Origin of the sequence: Paenibacillus sp. MER TA 81-3, from assembly GCF_023713585.1 — a bacterium.
GTDB classification, from domain to species: domain Bacteria; phylum Bacillota; class Bacilli; order Paenibacillales; family Paenibacillaceae; genus Paenibacillus_B; species Paenibacillus_B profundus.
Genome location: NZ_JAMAWB010000034.1, coordinates 1 through 14,781, shown reverse-complemented (window position 1 = coordinate 14,781; position 14,781 = coordinate 1). Strand labels below are relative to the sequence as shown.

The following is a 14,781-nucleotide window of genomic DNA, read 5'->3' as shown; positions in this document are numbered from 1 at the left end:
TGGAAGCATCATAACAAAGAGGTGCAAGGCATGGACATCACAATCGAAGGAATTATAGCTGCCACACGGCACAAATTTGGCTTAGACAACTACTATCTGCATTCTCACGAGCTGTATCGGGACGTAAATATGTTCAATGATACGATCTACAGCTTGAGTATGGAATGGTATCCTTCTCATATCACGGAGCAGGAAGAGGAAGGACTGAATCCAGCAGGTACTGCAGTCATTCAATATGACTTGGGTGCTCGCCAATATAAGAGTGTTATCTTTGTCCAAGGAAAGTCTTATGCCAATGGGCCAACCTATCAAGACATCAGCTTGGATGAAATTATCAAATGGGTTGCGGCGGAAGCAGGGATTGTCTACGGCGAGCAGTTTCAACTATTGAAGGAAGAAGAAGGCGCATTCCATTTCAACGAGTGTGTGGACGGTATTCCCGTCTCCCCCGCCGGACATATTGAGATTCGATTCGATGAAGATGGGAAGCTCGTACAATATTCGGTGTATGGACATTTTCCTCCTACATCAATCATACAAGAAGAGACCTATTCGCTGTCCCTTGAAGATGTGGAGCTACTAGCCAAGAAGCAATTGCAGTTGATTGAGTATCCCGTTGACGAAGAGCAGTGTCTCCTTCCGCTCTATGGGATCGAGGAAATCTATGTTACGAACGATGGAACGGCTGCGATCCCATTTGAGTTCATTGTGCAAGCAAGATCACGCTTGAACATAGATAAGGTTATCGAGTGGGAGCTGCCGAGTACACGGCCGTTCGAAAGAATAGACATAGATCAGCGCGAGGAAGTCACCATTGAACAAGCACTCGCATGTGAACCTCATCCTGATACCTTCCCGATCACTGAGGCTGAGCAAGAGAAGTGTATTTCTGCAGTAAAAGAAGGGTTGCGTCAACTCTATCCGAACGATTCCAGGCAATGGGTGCTCAAGACTTTGCATCGTGAAAAAAGCTATATTCAAGCGTTATTGCGAGAGAATAAACCGACCAAACGCGTGTTCCAGCGCAAGCTGCTGTTGTTCATCGATGCCAACCGGCATGAGGTCATTAATTATATGGATAACAAGCCATTGCTCAGTATGTTCGACGAGTTTCAGGTGCAAGGAGATATTACCGTAAGTAAAGACGAAGCCTATGCCAAGCTCACGGAATCCATCGAATTAACGCCCGTCTATGTGTATGATCCAGGAAAAAAGAAGTATGTGTTGTGCGGGAAATTAGACTGTCAGTACGCTGTGAACGCAACCAGTGGAGAGGTCGTGGCATTGGGGAGTTTGTAGAAATCAATCGAGGCGCTGGTCCATAATTAAAGCTGTCAAATTCATCGCTTGTGTGAAAGAAGTCGAATACTACGACGGCTCCAAGTGGGAGAATGAGTACTATCAATATTGGAAAGATGAGCATGAGGAAGAGCCGCTTACATCTTGAAATAATCTGCTTTAAATCAATACGACAATAGAAGGGTTCGAGAATCCGGGAAGACTCTCGAACCTTTTCAATAATCATATTTATTCGTTAACATAATCTTTTAGATGATGTTTTAGATGTATTAATCCTTTCTTAGATAAAAATACAATATCCATTGCAATGACTTAACCACTGAGGCTCTTGCCACGCTACGTAACCAGACGTACGGAAGATTAATTCTTCTAAACTTTCATCATCAATACGCTCAACGACTTTATCAAACTTGACTGTATTTTTAAATCATTCTAATTCTGGGCCTATCATGCCTTGCTGCATTCTCCCATTGGGTCAGAATCGAGGGCTCTCCAGCCGAGTCTTTCGACGGTACTCTCCCCTCTAATCAGAATCCGTTTTGACCATTGGCAAGATATATAAAAGCATATAAAAAAGACCCGGGATGAACTCAGGTCTTTAACATATACTGCTAACTTACATCCTCTGCCTGTTCCCATTTGAGATCGTTCACCTCAACAAACCGGGCCGTACGGAATGATAATAGTCCTATCTCCTTATAACTGTGAAAATTAGTCACTATTACGAATAATTAAATAATTCCAATTAATGTGGCTATTACTACGAGGATGATGCTAATTCCCCATATCCAGAAAAGAGAGTAGCGGATATGACGTCCCATTTCCAGTCCAGCTAAACCTAACGCAAGCCAAAGAGCTGGTGAAAGCGGGCTCACGAACGTGCCGACGATATTACCGATAACCATGGCATACGCCGTGGATAACGAAGCGACTCCAAAGCTGGAAGCAATCTGATCGACCACGGGCAGCAGCGCAAAGTAGTACGCATCTGTACTTAATATTAAATCAAACGGCACACCCAACAAACCGACGATAATATGCAGGTAAGGAGCAATGGTTCCCGGAAGCACCTTAACGGCGTCATTGGCAATGGCATGGAGCATTCCGGTCCCGTTTAGTATTCCTAAAAATAAGCCGGCTGCAAGAATGATTGACGCCATTGTAAGAGCATTGGGCGCATGCGCGCGCAATCTCTCCATCTGATCATTTACTTTGAAGAAGTTAAGCGGCAACGCAATACTTACGCCAATCATGAAAGCCAAGCCTGCCGGGATGATTCCGGCCACAAGCACGCCGACTACCGTTAAGGCCAGGCAAGCATTGACCCAAAGCAATTTAGGACGAGCCAGGCCATTCGCCTGCTCGGTCTTGACGGAAGCTTCCTGCGCTACCGCTGTCGCTTCAAGAGATGCTGCAACCTCTAACGAACCATAATTTCTGATGATTCTTCTCTTCTCCCTTATGCCTAGAAGAACGGCTAAAGCAATCATGAGAATCATGCCGATGATTTGGATAGGAATAAGCGGCTTCCATAATTCCGTGACATCCGTTTCCAAGACGGTAGCTGTTCGTCCTAAAGGACCCGCCCACGGAATCATATTCATGATACTTGCGCTTCCCCCAACTAATAGGAGCAACAAATAGGGATTCATTTTTAAACGCTTATAAACGGGTAAAAGCGCAGGAATGGTAATTAAAAAGGTCGAAGCGCCCGATCCGTCTAAATGGGCAATCGCTGCCACCACAACGGTTCCGACACTAACGGTGATCACGCTTCCGCGTGAAAAAGCGACCATTTTATTAATTAGTGGATCAAAAAGTCCAACGTCCTGCATAATGCCAAAAAAGATAATCGCAAAAATAAACATAATCGCAACATTGATGACAGAGCTTACGCCATTTCCAAAAAAGCTGCCAATTTCCACGAAACTATAACCCGCTATTAAAGCGCCTAGAATCGGTGGTATAACCATGGCAACAATCGGAATCACTTTTCCGCTGATAAGCAATGTGACAATAATTAAAATCGTAATCAGACCAATCAAACTAAGACTCAACATGATATCCCCTTTCCGTGATAGCCGCGTTTCACACGTAACCTCATTCCACATTGAATGAATGCGTTTACAATTCAATGTAAAACCATAATCCTTTTTAGATTAGTATGAAATTTATCACAGATGAAGTGGAGGATAAATATTGTGAACATAAAAACAATATTACTCATTTTAATGATTTTGTTCATAAGTTTCACAGATGATATATCTTCGTTCCGGCCTTCCTACCGTGCCATAGATGAGCTTCGTTTTTACCATTTTAAGAGAAACTAAATATTCTAAATAACGCCGCGCAGTAGAACGGCTGATGCCTAGCTCGGAGCTTAATTCAACAGCCGTAATTCCATCCATTTCCGTTTTGGTGAATACGCGATGAATCTTGTCTAAAGTAAGAGAGTCAATTCCTTTAGGAAGAGCTGCATCAACCCTTGCGGAAGAATCAGGAACACGATGCAAGCCGAATAAAGCGTCGATATCGCCCTGCTCCATTTCCTTCTTGGAGTGCAGGATACTCCGGTATTCTTTATATTTTAATAATGTTTGACTAAAGCGCTCCTCACCTACAGGCTTTACGATATAATCAAATATGCCGCCGCGAAGAGCTTCCTGAATGGACTTTACTTCCTTTTCAGCAGTGACGATGATGATGTCAGCTTCATGGTAAGAATGACGAATCTTCCAGAAGAGATCCATCCCTTCCACATCGGGTATATATAAATCCAACAAAAAGATATCCGGAATCGTTTCACTGTTTTCAAGATAATCTAACGCTTCTCTTCTGCTCTTGGCTATGTAATGAACGGCAAAGCCGGCTGTTTTTTCAACATATTGACGATGAATGTCAGCGACTCTAAAATCATCCTCGATAATAAGCACCGAAAATAGGTCCTTCACAGCGATCCCCTTCCGTCCTTTGGTATGATGATCATAAAACAAGCTCCTCCGAGCTCCCCTTCCCCTTCTTCTAACAATATCTCGCCACCAACGCCATTCAGCATCAGCTTCGTAAGAGCCAGGCCTGTTCCTCTATGGCTGCCCTTCTTCGTTGAAAATCCTTGTTCAAAGATGCGAGTGAACTTCTTTTCAGCCACCCCCGAGCCCGAATCTTCAATTTCAAAAATACAATCGTCCCCAATATCAGTAAAAAAGATGGAAACCTTACGCTGACCGCCTTCCTTTTGTTTTACCGATTCCAATGCATTTTCGATCACGTTGCCCAGCGCGGTTAACAGCGCATCCTGTTTTCCCTCTGAAAATGGATAATCGAAACGGCTGTCTGGATGAATGACCATAGAAATGCCAAGCTCATTGGCTTGGTTAAACTTCCCTTGAAATAGGGCCTGAATCAGAGGGTCAGCTACTTTCTCCGATAAAAACGTTAACCTGTCTTGCTGGATATTGCTTTCTTTCTTTATAAAATCGATCGCCTCATTTTTTCGATTATTTTGCACAAGCCCAAGTATGATATGCAGCTTATTGGAGTACTCATGCGTTTGTGCCCGCTGCGCATTCGCATATTGTTTACTTATAGAAAGCTCCTCCGTCACTTTTTCTAACTCCGTTTTTTTACGGAAAGTATAGACGATCCCCGTGAATGCGTCTTCACTTAAAATGGGGGTCTGATTGACGAGAACGACAGCTTCGCCAAGCACCATTTCCCGGTTAACCAATCGGCTTCTCTGCTTTGCATTCGTATCCGTATTGAGTGAAGGAACAATCTCTTTAATGGATGCGCCCACATAATTCATTTGTTTCTGCCTCATTTGTGTGAACAGAATGTCTTTGGCCGCTTTATTAATCGCCGTAATCGCCCCATGATTATCCACGGCAATAATTCCTTCATGCGTAGATTGCAAAATCGCTTCCTTCTGAAGATACAAATGAGAAATCTCCTCAGGCTCCATATTATGCAATAATCTTTTGATATAATAAGCAATAAAGATAGCTCCGGAAATGCCAAATAGAATAATCATACTTAAGGTTAACCAGAGTGATTTGCTCTGGTCCGCTACGATTCGATGTACATCATTATTGAGAAAACCGACAGACACGATCCCCACGATCTTCCCTTCCGAGAAAATGGGCACCTTCCCCCGAATCGATAATCCCAGCGTTCCTTCCTTCTTTGATACATAGGACTCGCCATGAAGCAAGGCCCTGTCATTATCACTCCCTACCATTTTCGCTCCGATAATGTTCGAATTGGGATGGGATTGTCTAATTTCGTCTGTATCCCCAACAACAATAAATTCGGCTCCTGACTCCTGCTGGATCGGCTGAACAATAGCTTGAATCACGAGAGAGGGATTTTCCAATTGAAAAGCTTCTCTAATTTCCGGTATATTCGCGACACTATGTGCAAGACTTAAGGCTCTTTTTCCTGTTTGATCCTCCGCCATATTCAATATAAAACGTTCTAGAAATACAGCAAAAATAAAACATATTCCAATAATCAAAAAACTGATGAGCAAGATCATCTTCAGTCTTAAATTACATTTTATATTAGAAAACCGCTTCATGTTTTATACTCCTAAAAGTTGAAATAATTATTTTTTAGCTATGGTTAAATAATCCTATTATATCATTATCCTATTTTAGTAAAAACTCCTTCAGGGAGTTACCTCCTATAATGAAAGCACTTAAGCAAATAAAGCTCCTTCCTCAGCTAATCGTCTGCGATGGTCAGGGAATTGCTCACCCCAGACGATTTGGATTAGCGAGTCACTTAGGGGTTCTGCTCGACATTCCTACAATAGGATGTGGAAAAACAAAGTTATTAGGAGAGTTCAAAGACCCCGATCTAAAAAGAGGGGCTCATTCACCATTAGTTGACAATTGTGAGGTTATTGGGAGTGTACTAAGAACTCGGGACAACATTAAACCTATTTTCGTGTCGATTGGTCATCGTGTTTCCTTAAAAACAGCCTGTGAATGGATTTTAGAACTCTCGCCTCGCTATCGTTTACCGGAAACTACACGTCGAGCTGATCAACTTGTTAATAAGGTTTTATCTAACATTCAAAATGATCCAAAATAAAATGAAGGGCGATTTACCGCCCTTCAAAGCATCGTCTACACGCAAAGAAGGCTTACCCCTACTAAACTTCAAGTGGAATAAGCCTTCTAAGTTTATCAAGTGTGTAACCTATAACGTGTCAATGGCGCAGAGCGGTTACCATTACAGCCTACGATTTAGTCAATTACGTATAGGAATGGGCCCTAATTGAGCCTTGCCAACAACATTCATGACAATCTCCGCGGCTCGCTCATATCCGCCAGCTTGACGCAGAGATTCGCCGATGGCGCGGGCATGCTGCTTGTAGGACGATTGATTCAATACATCCAAGAGAGCATTTCTCAACACGGCTGGCGCAAGCTCGTTCTTATCCACGATAACACCTGCCCCAAGCTCCTGTACTTGCTGTGCCACCATGGGCTGATCGGACGTTAATGGAATCATGACTAGCGGAACATCGTAATATAGTGCTTCGCTTGTACTGTTCATGCCGGCATGAGTAATAAAGGCATCAACTTGCTGAAGTACTTCCAACTGCGGAAAGTATGGCTTCACGATGAAGTTGTCCGGAATATGGTCTGCGAGCGGCTCCAGATCCGTGCCTTTGCCAGAGGATAAAATAAACTGAATCGGTTCATCACGAAAAGCCTCGAAGCAAAGCTTATAGAAGTTAATGTCTTTGTTTAAAATGCTTCCCATCGAAATATAGACGGTATGTGCATAGGGAAGCTGATGTCGATCCAACGAAAAATCGGGTGCATCTGTGCGAGGTACGATGGAGGAACCTGTGAATATATAGCTATCGTCCAGCTCCTCCACCTGTGGTTGAAAATAACGGCTTGTATGCACGATCTTTAATCGTCCATAAGCCTTGACAATATCATGAATGGCAGGTACGGACAGTTGGTAACGGTCAGCTAATTGCCGCGCTGTGTTCATCGTTGACTCATAGATGGATTGTATCTCTTCATCATCCAACCCATCCACGTCATGTTCAGATCCAAGCGGCTTCACGAAAACAAATGAGGAGATGGAGCATACTGCGGGGATGCCGAGCCTCTCCGCGATCATTTTACCGCCCCAGCCTAATAAGTAATCATAAATCAAATAGTCGTACGAATCCTGTTCGGTCAATGCGAGAACCTCCGGAATGACGGGCTCGATAAAGCCGCGCAACACCATATGGATAAATTGATAGGGATGTTTATATACAATTGGCTTTAATACAGGATCATCCGCGAATGATCCTCTGGCGTAAGTGTAAGTCAAGACTTTCGCTCCAGTTGCTTCAATCCGTTTGCGATATTCTTCCGTGCACACATAAGTGATTTCTTCGCCGCATTTCACCAACTGTTGGACCAATCCCAACGATGGATTGACATGTCCTTCAGCAGGAGTGATGACAACCAATACACGTGCCAAATTCTCCACCTCCGATAATGGATATCTACATGACATATTTTCTACAAGGGAGCTTGTGCATTTGAACTTCCTGTTTGATTAAGAGATGACTGTGGAACGTCGCGAGCCTCCGTTGCAATGCGGAGAGAAGCGAGCAAGCTCAGAATGACGAAGCATAGCTGGAGAGACAATACCAGCATGACTCCGGTGAAAATCCCCCATTGGAAACTTAACGCGAGTGCTATTCCTACCCAATCGGATATTCTGCTTAACCCGTTCAGCGGCATGCCTGTTCCAACAGCGAGCAGTATGGCGTATATTTCTTTGTGACTGTCTTGTAAAGCGGATGTCTTAGGTGCGGATATGTTGCGAAAGGAAGGGAGTGTCATGCTTAGCGCGAGCGCGATTAACGAAAGCACAATCCAGAACACCAATCTCCAGGATATCAAATGATGCCGATGGTCAACGCTCGATACTTGAGATGGAAAATCCTATCTTTTCTGAGCTTGTTTCTTTTACACCTCCTGGGATTAGTAGTTGTTTCAACAATACTCGTCGTAGCAACTATTTGTTTGAAAAAGAGACATAGCCTAAGTATCACGGTACTTCTCAATAGCATGTCCCTTTCCTTGATCAAAACAGTTGCTATGACTATTATATTCATGACCACTATTTATGTCAATACCTGTAAAACAACAAACTTCACCAATTTTCTTGCCGCTTGATCCACAGGTTGCCTTCCATGTTGAATGTTCGCCGAGCGCTGTCCTTTTGATCGTGTTTTACGGAGCGGATAGATACGGTTTGCGGCTGTAAAGCTCCTACTTTTTTTCCGTTGACTGCATCGTATATCAGAGTGGCCTCCGTCAAGGATGACGATTTCCGCTTTGCGCAGGATTTAATACCCATGTCTTGCCTTTATAACGATTGATTGGATACCAGCTCAGTCCCCCGTCGTCTACTTGTTCACTGATGATGGGCGCAGTTTGAGCTGCCAAGGCCTCGACCGTCATACACGAAGCGGCTGGTGACGCTATTCTCGCGCAGGCCGCTGCGGGAAACCCTCGGGGTCGTACTCATGGTGAATATGGCTGCCATCCGGTTTCTCCACCTTGGCGGTCCGATTGAACGCCTCATAGGAATAGGTGACGGTGCTGCTGCTGTCGGTCTGTTTTGTCATGTAAGACTTAAAAGCTGATTGTGCCAATGCCCCTCTATCTTTTTGCCTTTCAGACGATTCTCAATGCAGACAACTTTAGCGATCTATGTAGTATTTGATGCACTAGTCGTTTATGACAGCCTAAATTGAACCATGTTAATCATTGTCTTCCTCGTCTTCTTTTCTTTCCACCTCAAAAGTCTCCATCCAGTATTTAGCCCTATATGCAATTTTTTCGTTAGATGAATCTGCCAAAGTAGAAATAAAATCTTCTGCATTTTCATCATTCCATACAATCGTCTCAAAATATTTTTCAATAACCGATGCAGACCAAGCTTGATTAATATGTTCCGCTAGTTTTTTTAATTCGGGTAAAGCAAGTTCAGAAATGGTTTCAGGCATATATTGTATAACGTCTAAAGCCCAATAATGAGGTGCTGTAGGATTTGGTTCGTTCAATATCTTCAAAAGATAATCTATATATTTTGAAGACGGATGATAGAGTATTGAGCCTATCCATTCAGGAGCATTATTCCACTGTTTTGTTTTAAGATTTTCTTTAATATACGAGATAATATCTTGCTCAACATCATCATGTTTTAATGCACGGACTTGTTCCCCAAAAAATTTTCGTACTTTTTGTCCTTCTCCACGTACTACTGTTTGCATCATTTCGTTATACATTCTCACTAAATCTCCAAGAGAACTTTTACTTTGCATTATTTCTCCCTCCATGAAACTCTTTGCTTATTGAAGAACTCAAGACCTTTTTCACTTGATCCCAAACCTAAACTTAAAACGTCACCTCTCTCAAATTTAACTTCAACGAGACCGTCTTTGTGTACAGGTAAATGAGAATAGTCTGGATGATTTCGAGTAGATTCATGAGTTCCACCAAATTGATTGATCAACGTATCTTTTGTACCCGGTTCAACTTCAAACTCAACAAAACGAGTGTAGTTTCTCGATTTTTGTGACTTGCGTTTAGAAAGATCTCCCGAACCATAGTGTGGATCATCAGTAATTTTGAGTTCACTTTTTCCTTCAACTCGTTTGGTCAGAATCCCGTCGTTCTTCTCTAACTTAATGAATTCTTTTTCAGACATAACCCGATAAAACTTTTCGGTTTTCTGGTCAGCTTGTTGTGTACCCTCAAAAGGCCCTTCCTTCTTGCCGCCGCCACCGCATCCAACAGACTGGCTGCTATACCCGCTCGGGTCCACGTAATTAATCGGGTTGTTCCCGACATACGCATACAGATTCAGACCGTCGCCGCGGTATTCGTCCTCCTGCGTAAACCGGGCGATTACAGGGTTATAGAACCTTGCGCGCAGGTAATACTGCTCCGTCGTGTGGTCAAACTGCTCACCCGCATAGCGGAAGCGGTTCGGGATGCCTTCTGTGGCGGATAAAGTGCGACCGAACGCGTCGTACTCATAGCTGTTTACGATTCCGCCGAGGCGGTTCGTGATGTGCGCCACATCGCCGTGCTGCTTGTTTCAGGTAGTAGTAGGAATCTCCCCTGCTATCCACCTGCGCCAGCCATTATAGCTGTTTACTATCCCGCCGAGACGGTTCGTGATGTGCGCCACATCGCCGTGCTGATTATTCAGGTAGTAATAGGAATCTCCCCTGCCATCCACCTGCGCCAGCAATTCGTGGCCGCGGACGTAGGATGCCTTGACGTGGTGCTCACTGTCCAACTCGCTGACCATGTTCCAGCCGTCATACACGAAACGGCTGGTAACGCCGTTCTCGCGGAGGCCGCTGCCGACCATTCAAGGTCAGATTGATCGTATTCAAACGCGGTTGGAGGTTTCCCTCATTGAAAAGGCTTATTCTCCCCTCAATTTGCAAGTTGGAATAAGCCTTTTATCAATTAGTTAAGTCTTAAAGTTTATTGGTAGTATTGTACTTAAAAGAAGTGATCACGTTAAGGTATTTTTCTCCGCACAAATTAGCTAGCTGTTGTAGTCTCCTTCCCCAACTTGCCATAATAGTTGTTCAATCTTCGCTACAATTTCATCTTTACTGTTGGTTGAATAAGATTCTAATGGATTTCCCCAATCGTGATCCTTTATTAACTCCAAACCATACTCACCATTCGGATCACCTTCTGGATACCATCCCACATCTAAAAGAATTTTATATCGAGTATGACTTATTTGAAGTAAATCTTCTGTAAAGTTAATCCATTTATCATCATACCTATTTAAAATTTTTGGGTCTAATTCAATAAAAGTATTGTAGTCTACCTTCCAAGAAGATGGTATCCTAAAGGGTTGCAATTTCAGAGTTGGGGGGTTACGTTTCACTCTCATGCTATCACCTGCTTAACTATTTTTTCTTGGTTTAGATTTTTTTAAATATTCCTCTGATCTATTTCCATAAATAGTATTTACATGATATACTTTGCCAGCGGTTATTTCCGCCCGAATCCATGATGTTTCAGTACCTAAGTCAAATCCAATTGGCCTTCCAGTATCATAAATAAAGTACATTTCCCCTTAATCTCCATCTACAATTTCCCCCTTCCATAAAGCTTCTTTTTTAAGCCCCTTATTATTAACCCCTGGGAGATACTGCGCATGTTTCTTTCCGGTTTTACTAAATAATTCTGCTTCATCAGCTGTTTTTGCCTTCACGTGTTTAAATCCATGCTCAGCTGGAATTGCATTGTGCAACGTTCTTCGGAATTCCTTACGACTATAGTAGCCGCCATGAGTAATTTCATCATGCCTTTGTGAGAAATTAGGTTTACCACTGCCCCCGAAAGGCCCTTCCTTCTTGCCGCCACCACATCCAACCGATTGGCCGCTATACCCGCTCGGGTCCACGTAATTAATCGGATTGTTTCCGACATACGCATACAGATTCAGACCATCGCCGCGGTACTCGTCCTCCTGGGTGAACCGGGCGATTACAGGGTTATAGAACCTCGCGCGCAGGTAATACTGCTCCGTCGTGTGATCATACTGCTCGCCCGCATAGCGGAAGCGGTTCGGGATGCCTTCTGTGGCGGATAGGGTGCGCCGAACGCGTCGTACTCATAGCTGTTTACAATACCGCCGAGGCGGTTCGTGATGTGCGCGACATCGCCGTGCTGGATGTTCAGGTAGTAGCAGGAATCTCCCCTGCCATCCGGCTGCGCCAGCAAGTCATGCCCGCGGACATAGAATGCTTTACGTGGTGCCTCTTTCATAGACTTCAAAGTTCAAATCGCGCTGGTAGTCAATTCGGCTGGGCGCGGCCATCCTTATCGAAAAGGCTTATTCCCTCTTAAATTGCAAGTTGGAATAAGCCTATGAATAGAGACGTCGAGTGTTAAACTATGTCGCTCTCAAACATTTTAAAGAAATTTATAGTTATTATTAGTTACTTGTATACATGGAACTTTTAGTCTAATTTCTTTCACTTCAAATGACATTGCTAAATATCAAAATATATATTAAGTCCTATCACTATCCAGTGACATACCTTGTCTAAAATACTTCCTAACTTCAAGAATTAACTACTTCGTAGAATCCAAGCTCTAAGTAAAAATTAGTTTCATCGCAATCATCATTTTATGCAACACCAATACTAATTTCCATAGCTGCATACCTTGCTATTCCAAAGTTCATCAGGAATATAATCGTGTCTACCATACTTTTTACCTAAGTCATTAAGTATCTTTCCACACGAATTTGAGGAGTATATTGAATTGACTAAGAAATGTTATTCTGACTTCACCCTCTATATCTGAGTAATCAATGAGCATTGACGAGAAACCTAATAAAGCATTTAAGTATATGAGCGCCCCCATGAGAGACAATATTTTCAATCACACTTTTGGGGGCAATCATAACGGTACTAATCCATTCTTTTGGTATACCTATTCATTTTTTAAATCTTCAAGCTCAACATTCCAAAAATTACCTCCTCGTAAAGACTGAGAATCTATTCGCGTTATTTCATTCATAATCCAATCTAACAACTCAGATGGAATATTATTATCAAGATACGCATCTTCACCATTAGTTTCGATTGCTTTATCTATCATGCTTGAAAAAAACAGTAGACATTCAGTAAATTGATTAATTGAAGAATTTATGAATACTTCTCTATTTTGATTACCACTATCAAGATATACTATATTACCACTTGAAGTTTTTACACAAATAAAATCCCCTGCTCCTGTAGTACCAATACAAAAATAATCATCAATGGATTCTGAATTGTTATAATTCTTAAAAGACAAATTTTTCGAGGTTCTAAATTCTAAGTATGGAGAAGCAGATTCAGGTAATCCAGCTTCTATTAAAAACATTTTAACTTCAGTAGAAAGTGAGACCTCTTCAAGGTCCACAAAAGAAAAATTTATTAGTTTTCCATTTTTCACAGGATCCCATTTCTGTCTAAACTCAAAAGGTGACAGCATACCGATTCATCTCCTTAGTATGGTATTTAATCTACTTGCAATTGTATCATCTACACCTGTTATTCCCCATTCTTTTTCAATATTATGAACTCCACCGTAGCCAGGATGTAAGGTGAGTGGCAAGGCAGCAGCTTGACCACCTTCTCCAATATGGTGGTGTCTAAATGGATCCTCTAAGTAATTCTTATATTGTGGGAAATGCTGTATAAAGTGTTCATCAACTACTGGAGCTCTACCTCTCCTAATTTCTGTTGCATTCTCTTCACTCCAAAACTCTGGATTTCTCTTCAGCAATTCTTTGAAGAATTTTTTAGAGTTTCTTTCCCAACCAGCAGAGTTAGTTCCCGAGGCTCCCTTTCCTTTATAATTCATTTCAACTAATAACCTTGGATCTATAAGATATTCTTTTGGGTAATTAGTTAAATCTCTTCCCCTATACCCTCTTATGGTATCAAGATCCCCCTCATTCTTACCACCCTTAGCATAAACATTTCCTTTTTCCTCGCACATATACCCGCTCGGGTCCACGTAATTAATCGGGTTGTTCCCAACATACGCATACAAATTCAGACCGTCGCCCCGGTACTCGTCCTCCTGCGTAAACCGGGCGATTACAGGGTTATAGAACCTCGCGCGCAGGTAATACTGCTCCGTCGTGTGGTCAAACTGCTCACCCGCATAGCGGAAGCGGTTCGGGATGCCTTCTGTGGCGGATAGAGTGCGACCGAACGCGTCGTACTCATAGCTGTTTACAATTCCGCCGAGGCGGTTCGTGATGTGCGCGACATCGCCGTGCTGGTTGTTCAGATAGTAGTAGGAATCTCCCCTGCCATCCACCTGCGCCAGCCATTCATGGCCGCGGACATAGGATGCCTTGACGTTATGTTCCCCGTCCAGCTCGTTGACCATGTTCCATCCGTCATACACGAAACGGCTGGTCACGCCGTTCTCGCGCAGGCCGCTGCGCAGCCCCTCAGGGTCATAGAAGTGGTGAATATGGCTGCCATCTGGCTTCTCCACCTTAGCGGTCCGATTGAACGCGTCGTACGAATAGGTCGTGGTGCCGCTGCCAGAACGTTCAGAGACCATATTGCCTTGGCGATCGTATTCAAACTCGGTTTGGCGACTATCCTCTTCCAAGAACGACAACAACCGATTGCGGCTGTCGTAAGTGTAGCTCGTTGCCCGGCCATCCAACACGCGGCGAATGCGGTTCCCCGCCCGGTCGTAGCTGAACGACTCTTGCGCTCCGCTGCCGTAATCCACCTCTAGCAGGCGGTTCAAGCGGTCGTAGCCATATAAGGTGAGCTGATGCTGCTCCATCTTGGCAATCTGGTTGCCGTTGTTGTCGTAGCTATAGGTGTGCCGCATCAGGTCCTGGCCTTCTTGACTCGTCGCCCGCAGGCTCGTCATGTGGCCGTCCCCGTCA

At 43.4% G+C, this 14,781-nt stretch carries 17 protein-coding genes and 2 pseudogenes; 3 read left to right on the top strand and 16 right to left on the bottom strand.

From position 1 onward, the window contains the following. Window positions 1–30 precede the first annotated feature (30 nt). On the top strand, window positions 31–1,299 hold the full coding sequence (locus tag M3650_RS29595; protein ID WP_251579837.1) for a hypothetical protein: 1,269 nt from the start codon (window positions 31–33) through the stop codon (window positions 1,297–1,299). Further along, a complete protein-coding gene (locus M3650_RS32400; protein ID WP_311295166.1) occupies window positions 1,268–1,447 on the top strand; it encodes a DUF5780 domain-containing protein in 180 nt (59 codons plus the stop codon). The genes M3650_RS29595 and M3650_RS32400 overlap by 32 nt, the downstream gene beginning before the upstream one ends. Window positions 1,448–1,579: 132 nt before the next feature. On the opposite strand, the pseudogene M3650_RS29590 reads toward M3650_RS32400, so the two are convergent. The 4 genes and pseudogenes from M3650_RS29590 to M3650_RS29575 form a co-directional block, all read right to left on the bottom strand. Beyond that, a pseudogene (locus tag M3650_RS29590) lies at window positions 1,580–1,711 on the bottom strand (CbrC family protein); the annotation flags it as partial. Window positions 1,712–2,030: 319 nt separating this feature from the next. Beyond that, window positions 2,031–3,359, bottom strand: coding sequence for a CitMHS family transporter (locus M3650_RS29585; RefSeq protein WP_251579836.1), 1,329 nt, complete (start codon window positions 3,357–3,359; stop codon window positions 2,031–2,033). Between the two features lie 168 nt (window positions 3,360–3,527). Continuing rightward, window positions 3,528–4,250, bottom strand: a complete 723-nt coding sequence (locus tag M3650_RS29580; RefSeq protein WP_251579835.1) for a response regulator — start codon at window positions 4,248–4,250, stop codon at window positions 3,528–3,530. Beyond that, window positions 4,247–5,833: a sensor histidine kinase gene (locus M3650_RS29575; protein ID WP_311295168.1), complete on the bottom strand. Its 1,587-nt coding sequence runs from the start codon at window positions 5,831–5,833 to the stop codon at window positions 4,247–4,249. The genes M3650_RS29580 and M3650_RS29575 overlap by 4 nt, the downstream gene beginning before the upstream one ends. A gap of 128 nt (window positions 5,834–5,961) precedes the next feature. On the opposite strand from M3650_RS29575, the pseudogene M3650_RS29570 reads away from it, so the two are divergent. Continuing rightward, a pseudogene (locus M3650_RS29570) lies at window positions 5,962–6,393 on the top strand (endonuclease V); the annotation flags it as partial. Between the two features lie 159 nt (window positions 6,394–6,552). Here M3650_RS29570 and M3650_RS29565 read toward each other — a convergent pair. The 12 genes from M3650_RS29565 to M3650_RS29510 all read right to left on the bottom strand — a co-directional run. Then, window positions 6,553–7,794 (bottom strand): macrolide family glycosyltransferase, encoded by a 1,242-nt coding sequence (locus tag M3650_RS29565; RefSeq protein WP_251579833.1) that lies wholly within the window; start codon window positions 7,792–7,794, stop codon window positions 6,553–6,555. Window positions 7,795–7,835: 41 nt separating this feature from the next. Further along, entirely contained in the window at window positions 7,836–8,222 is a 387-nt protein-coding gene (locus M3650_RS29560) for a hypothetical protein (protein ID WP_251579832.1), read from the bottom strand. A gap of 584 nt (window positions 8,223–8,806) precedes the next feature. Continuing rightward, the gene (locus tag M3650_RS29555; RefSeq protein WP_157259559.1) at window positions 8,807–8,980 is read right to left on the bottom strand and encodes a hypothetical protein; all 174 of its coding nucleotides are present in this window, start codon (window positions 8,978–8,980) and stop codon (window positions 8,807–8,809) included. 108 nt (window positions 8,981–9,088) lie between these two features. Continuing rightward, complete coding sequence (locus M3650_RS29550) at window positions 9,089–9,652, bottom strand: hypothetical protein (RefSeq protein ID WP_251579830.1); 564 nt, start codon at window positions 9,650–9,652, stop codon at window positions 9,089–9,091. Further along, window positions 9,652–10,413, bottom strand: a complete 762-nt coding sequence (locus M3650_RS29545; protein ID WP_251579828.1) for an RHS repeat-associated core domain-containing protein — start codon at window positions 10,411–10,413, stop codon at window positions 9,652–9,654. Before M3650_RS29545 ends, M3650_RS29550 begins: the two co-directional genes overlap by 1 nt. 18 nt (window positions 10,414–10,431) lie before the next feature. Continuing rightward, a complete protein-coding gene (locus tag M3650_RS29540; RefSeq protein ID WP_251579827.1) occupies window positions 10,432–10,710 on the bottom strand; it encodes a hypothetical protein in 279 nt (92 codons plus the stop codon). A 183-nt stretch (window positions 10,711–10,893) separates the two neighbouring features. Beyond that, window positions 10,894–11,253, bottom strand: coding sequence for a hypothetical protein (locus M3650_RS32395; RefSeq protein ID WP_311295165.1), 360 nt, complete (start codon window positions 11,251–11,253; stop codon window positions 10,894–10,896). 12 nt (window positions 11,254–11,265) lie between these two features. After that, window positions 11,266–11,433, bottom strand: coding sequence for a hypothetical protein (locus tag M3650_RS29530; protein ID WP_251579825.1), 168 nt, complete (start codon window positions 11,431–11,433; stop codon window positions 11,266–11,268). A 6-nt stretch (window positions 11,434–11,439) separates the two neighbouring features. Continuing rightward, complete coding sequence (locus M3650_RS29525; RefSeq protein ID WP_369011163.1) at window positions 11,440–11,940, bottom strand: RHS repeat-associated core domain-containing protein; 501 nt, start codon at window positions 11,938–11,940, stop codon at window positions 11,440–11,442. Continuing rightward, the gene (locus M3650_RS29520; protein WP_251579821.1) at window positions 11,853–12,134 is read right to left on the bottom strand and encodes a hypothetical protein; all 282 of its coding nucleotides are present in this window, start codon (window positions 12,132–12,134) and stop codon (window positions 11,853–11,855) included. Before M3650_RS29520 ends, M3650_RS29525 begins: the two co-directional genes overlap by 88 nt. Before the next feature lie 672 nt (window positions 12,135–12,806). Further along, on the bottom strand, window positions 12,807–13,352 hold the full coding sequence (locus tag M3650_RS29515) for an SUKH-4 family immunity protein (protein ID WP_251579819.1): 546 nt from the start codon (window positions 13,350–13,352) through the stop codon (window positions 12,807–12,809). A gap of 6 nt (window positions 13,353–13,358) precedes the next feature. Then, window positions 13,359–14,781 (bottom strand): RHS repeat-associated core domain-containing protein (locus M3650_RS29510; protein WP_285848752.1); only part of this gene is annotated, 1,423 nt, incomplete at its 5' end.

What these genes read in the sequence shown, in the direction of transcription:
- M3650_RS29595 (WP_251579837.1), top strand. Translation starts at nt 31, where the DNA reads ATGGACATCACAATCGAAGGAATTATAGCTGCCACACGGCACAAATTT.
- M3650_RS29585 (WP_251579836.1), bottom strand. Translation starts at nt 3,359, where the DNA reads ATGTTGAGTCTTAGTTTGATTGGTCTGATTACGATTTTAATTATTGTC.
- M3650_RS29575 (WP_311295168.1), bottom strand. Translation starts at nt 5,833, where the DNA reads ATGATCTTGCTCATCAGTTTTTTGATTATTGGAATATGTTTTATTTTT.
- M3650_RS29550 (WP_251579830.1), bottom strand. Translation starts at nt 9,652, where the DNA reads ATGCAAAGTAAAAGTTCTCTTGGAGATTTAGTGAGAATGTATAACGAA.
- M3650_RS29540 (WP_251579827.1), bottom strand. Translation starts at nt 10,710, where the DNA reads ATGGTCGGCAGCGGCCTCCGCGAGAACGGCGTTACCAGCCGTTTCGTG.
- M3650_RS32395 (WP_311295165.1), bottom strand. Translation starts at nt 11,253, where the DNA reads ATGAGAGTGAAACGTAACCCCCCAACTCTGAAATTGCAACCCTTTAGG.
- M3650_RS29530 (WP_251579825.1), bottom strand. Translation starts at nt 11,433, where the DNA reads ATGTACTTTATTTATGATACTGGAAGGCCAATTGGATTTGACTTAGGT.
- M3650_RS29520 (WP_251579821.1), bottom strand. Translation starts at nt 12,134, where the DNA reads ATGAAAGAGGCACCACGTAAAGCATTCTATGTCCGCGGGCATGACTTG.
- M3650_RS29515 (WP_251579819.1), bottom strand. Translation starts at nt 13,352, where the DNA reads ATGCTGTCACCTTTTGAGTTTAGACAGAAATGGGATCCTGTGAAAAAT.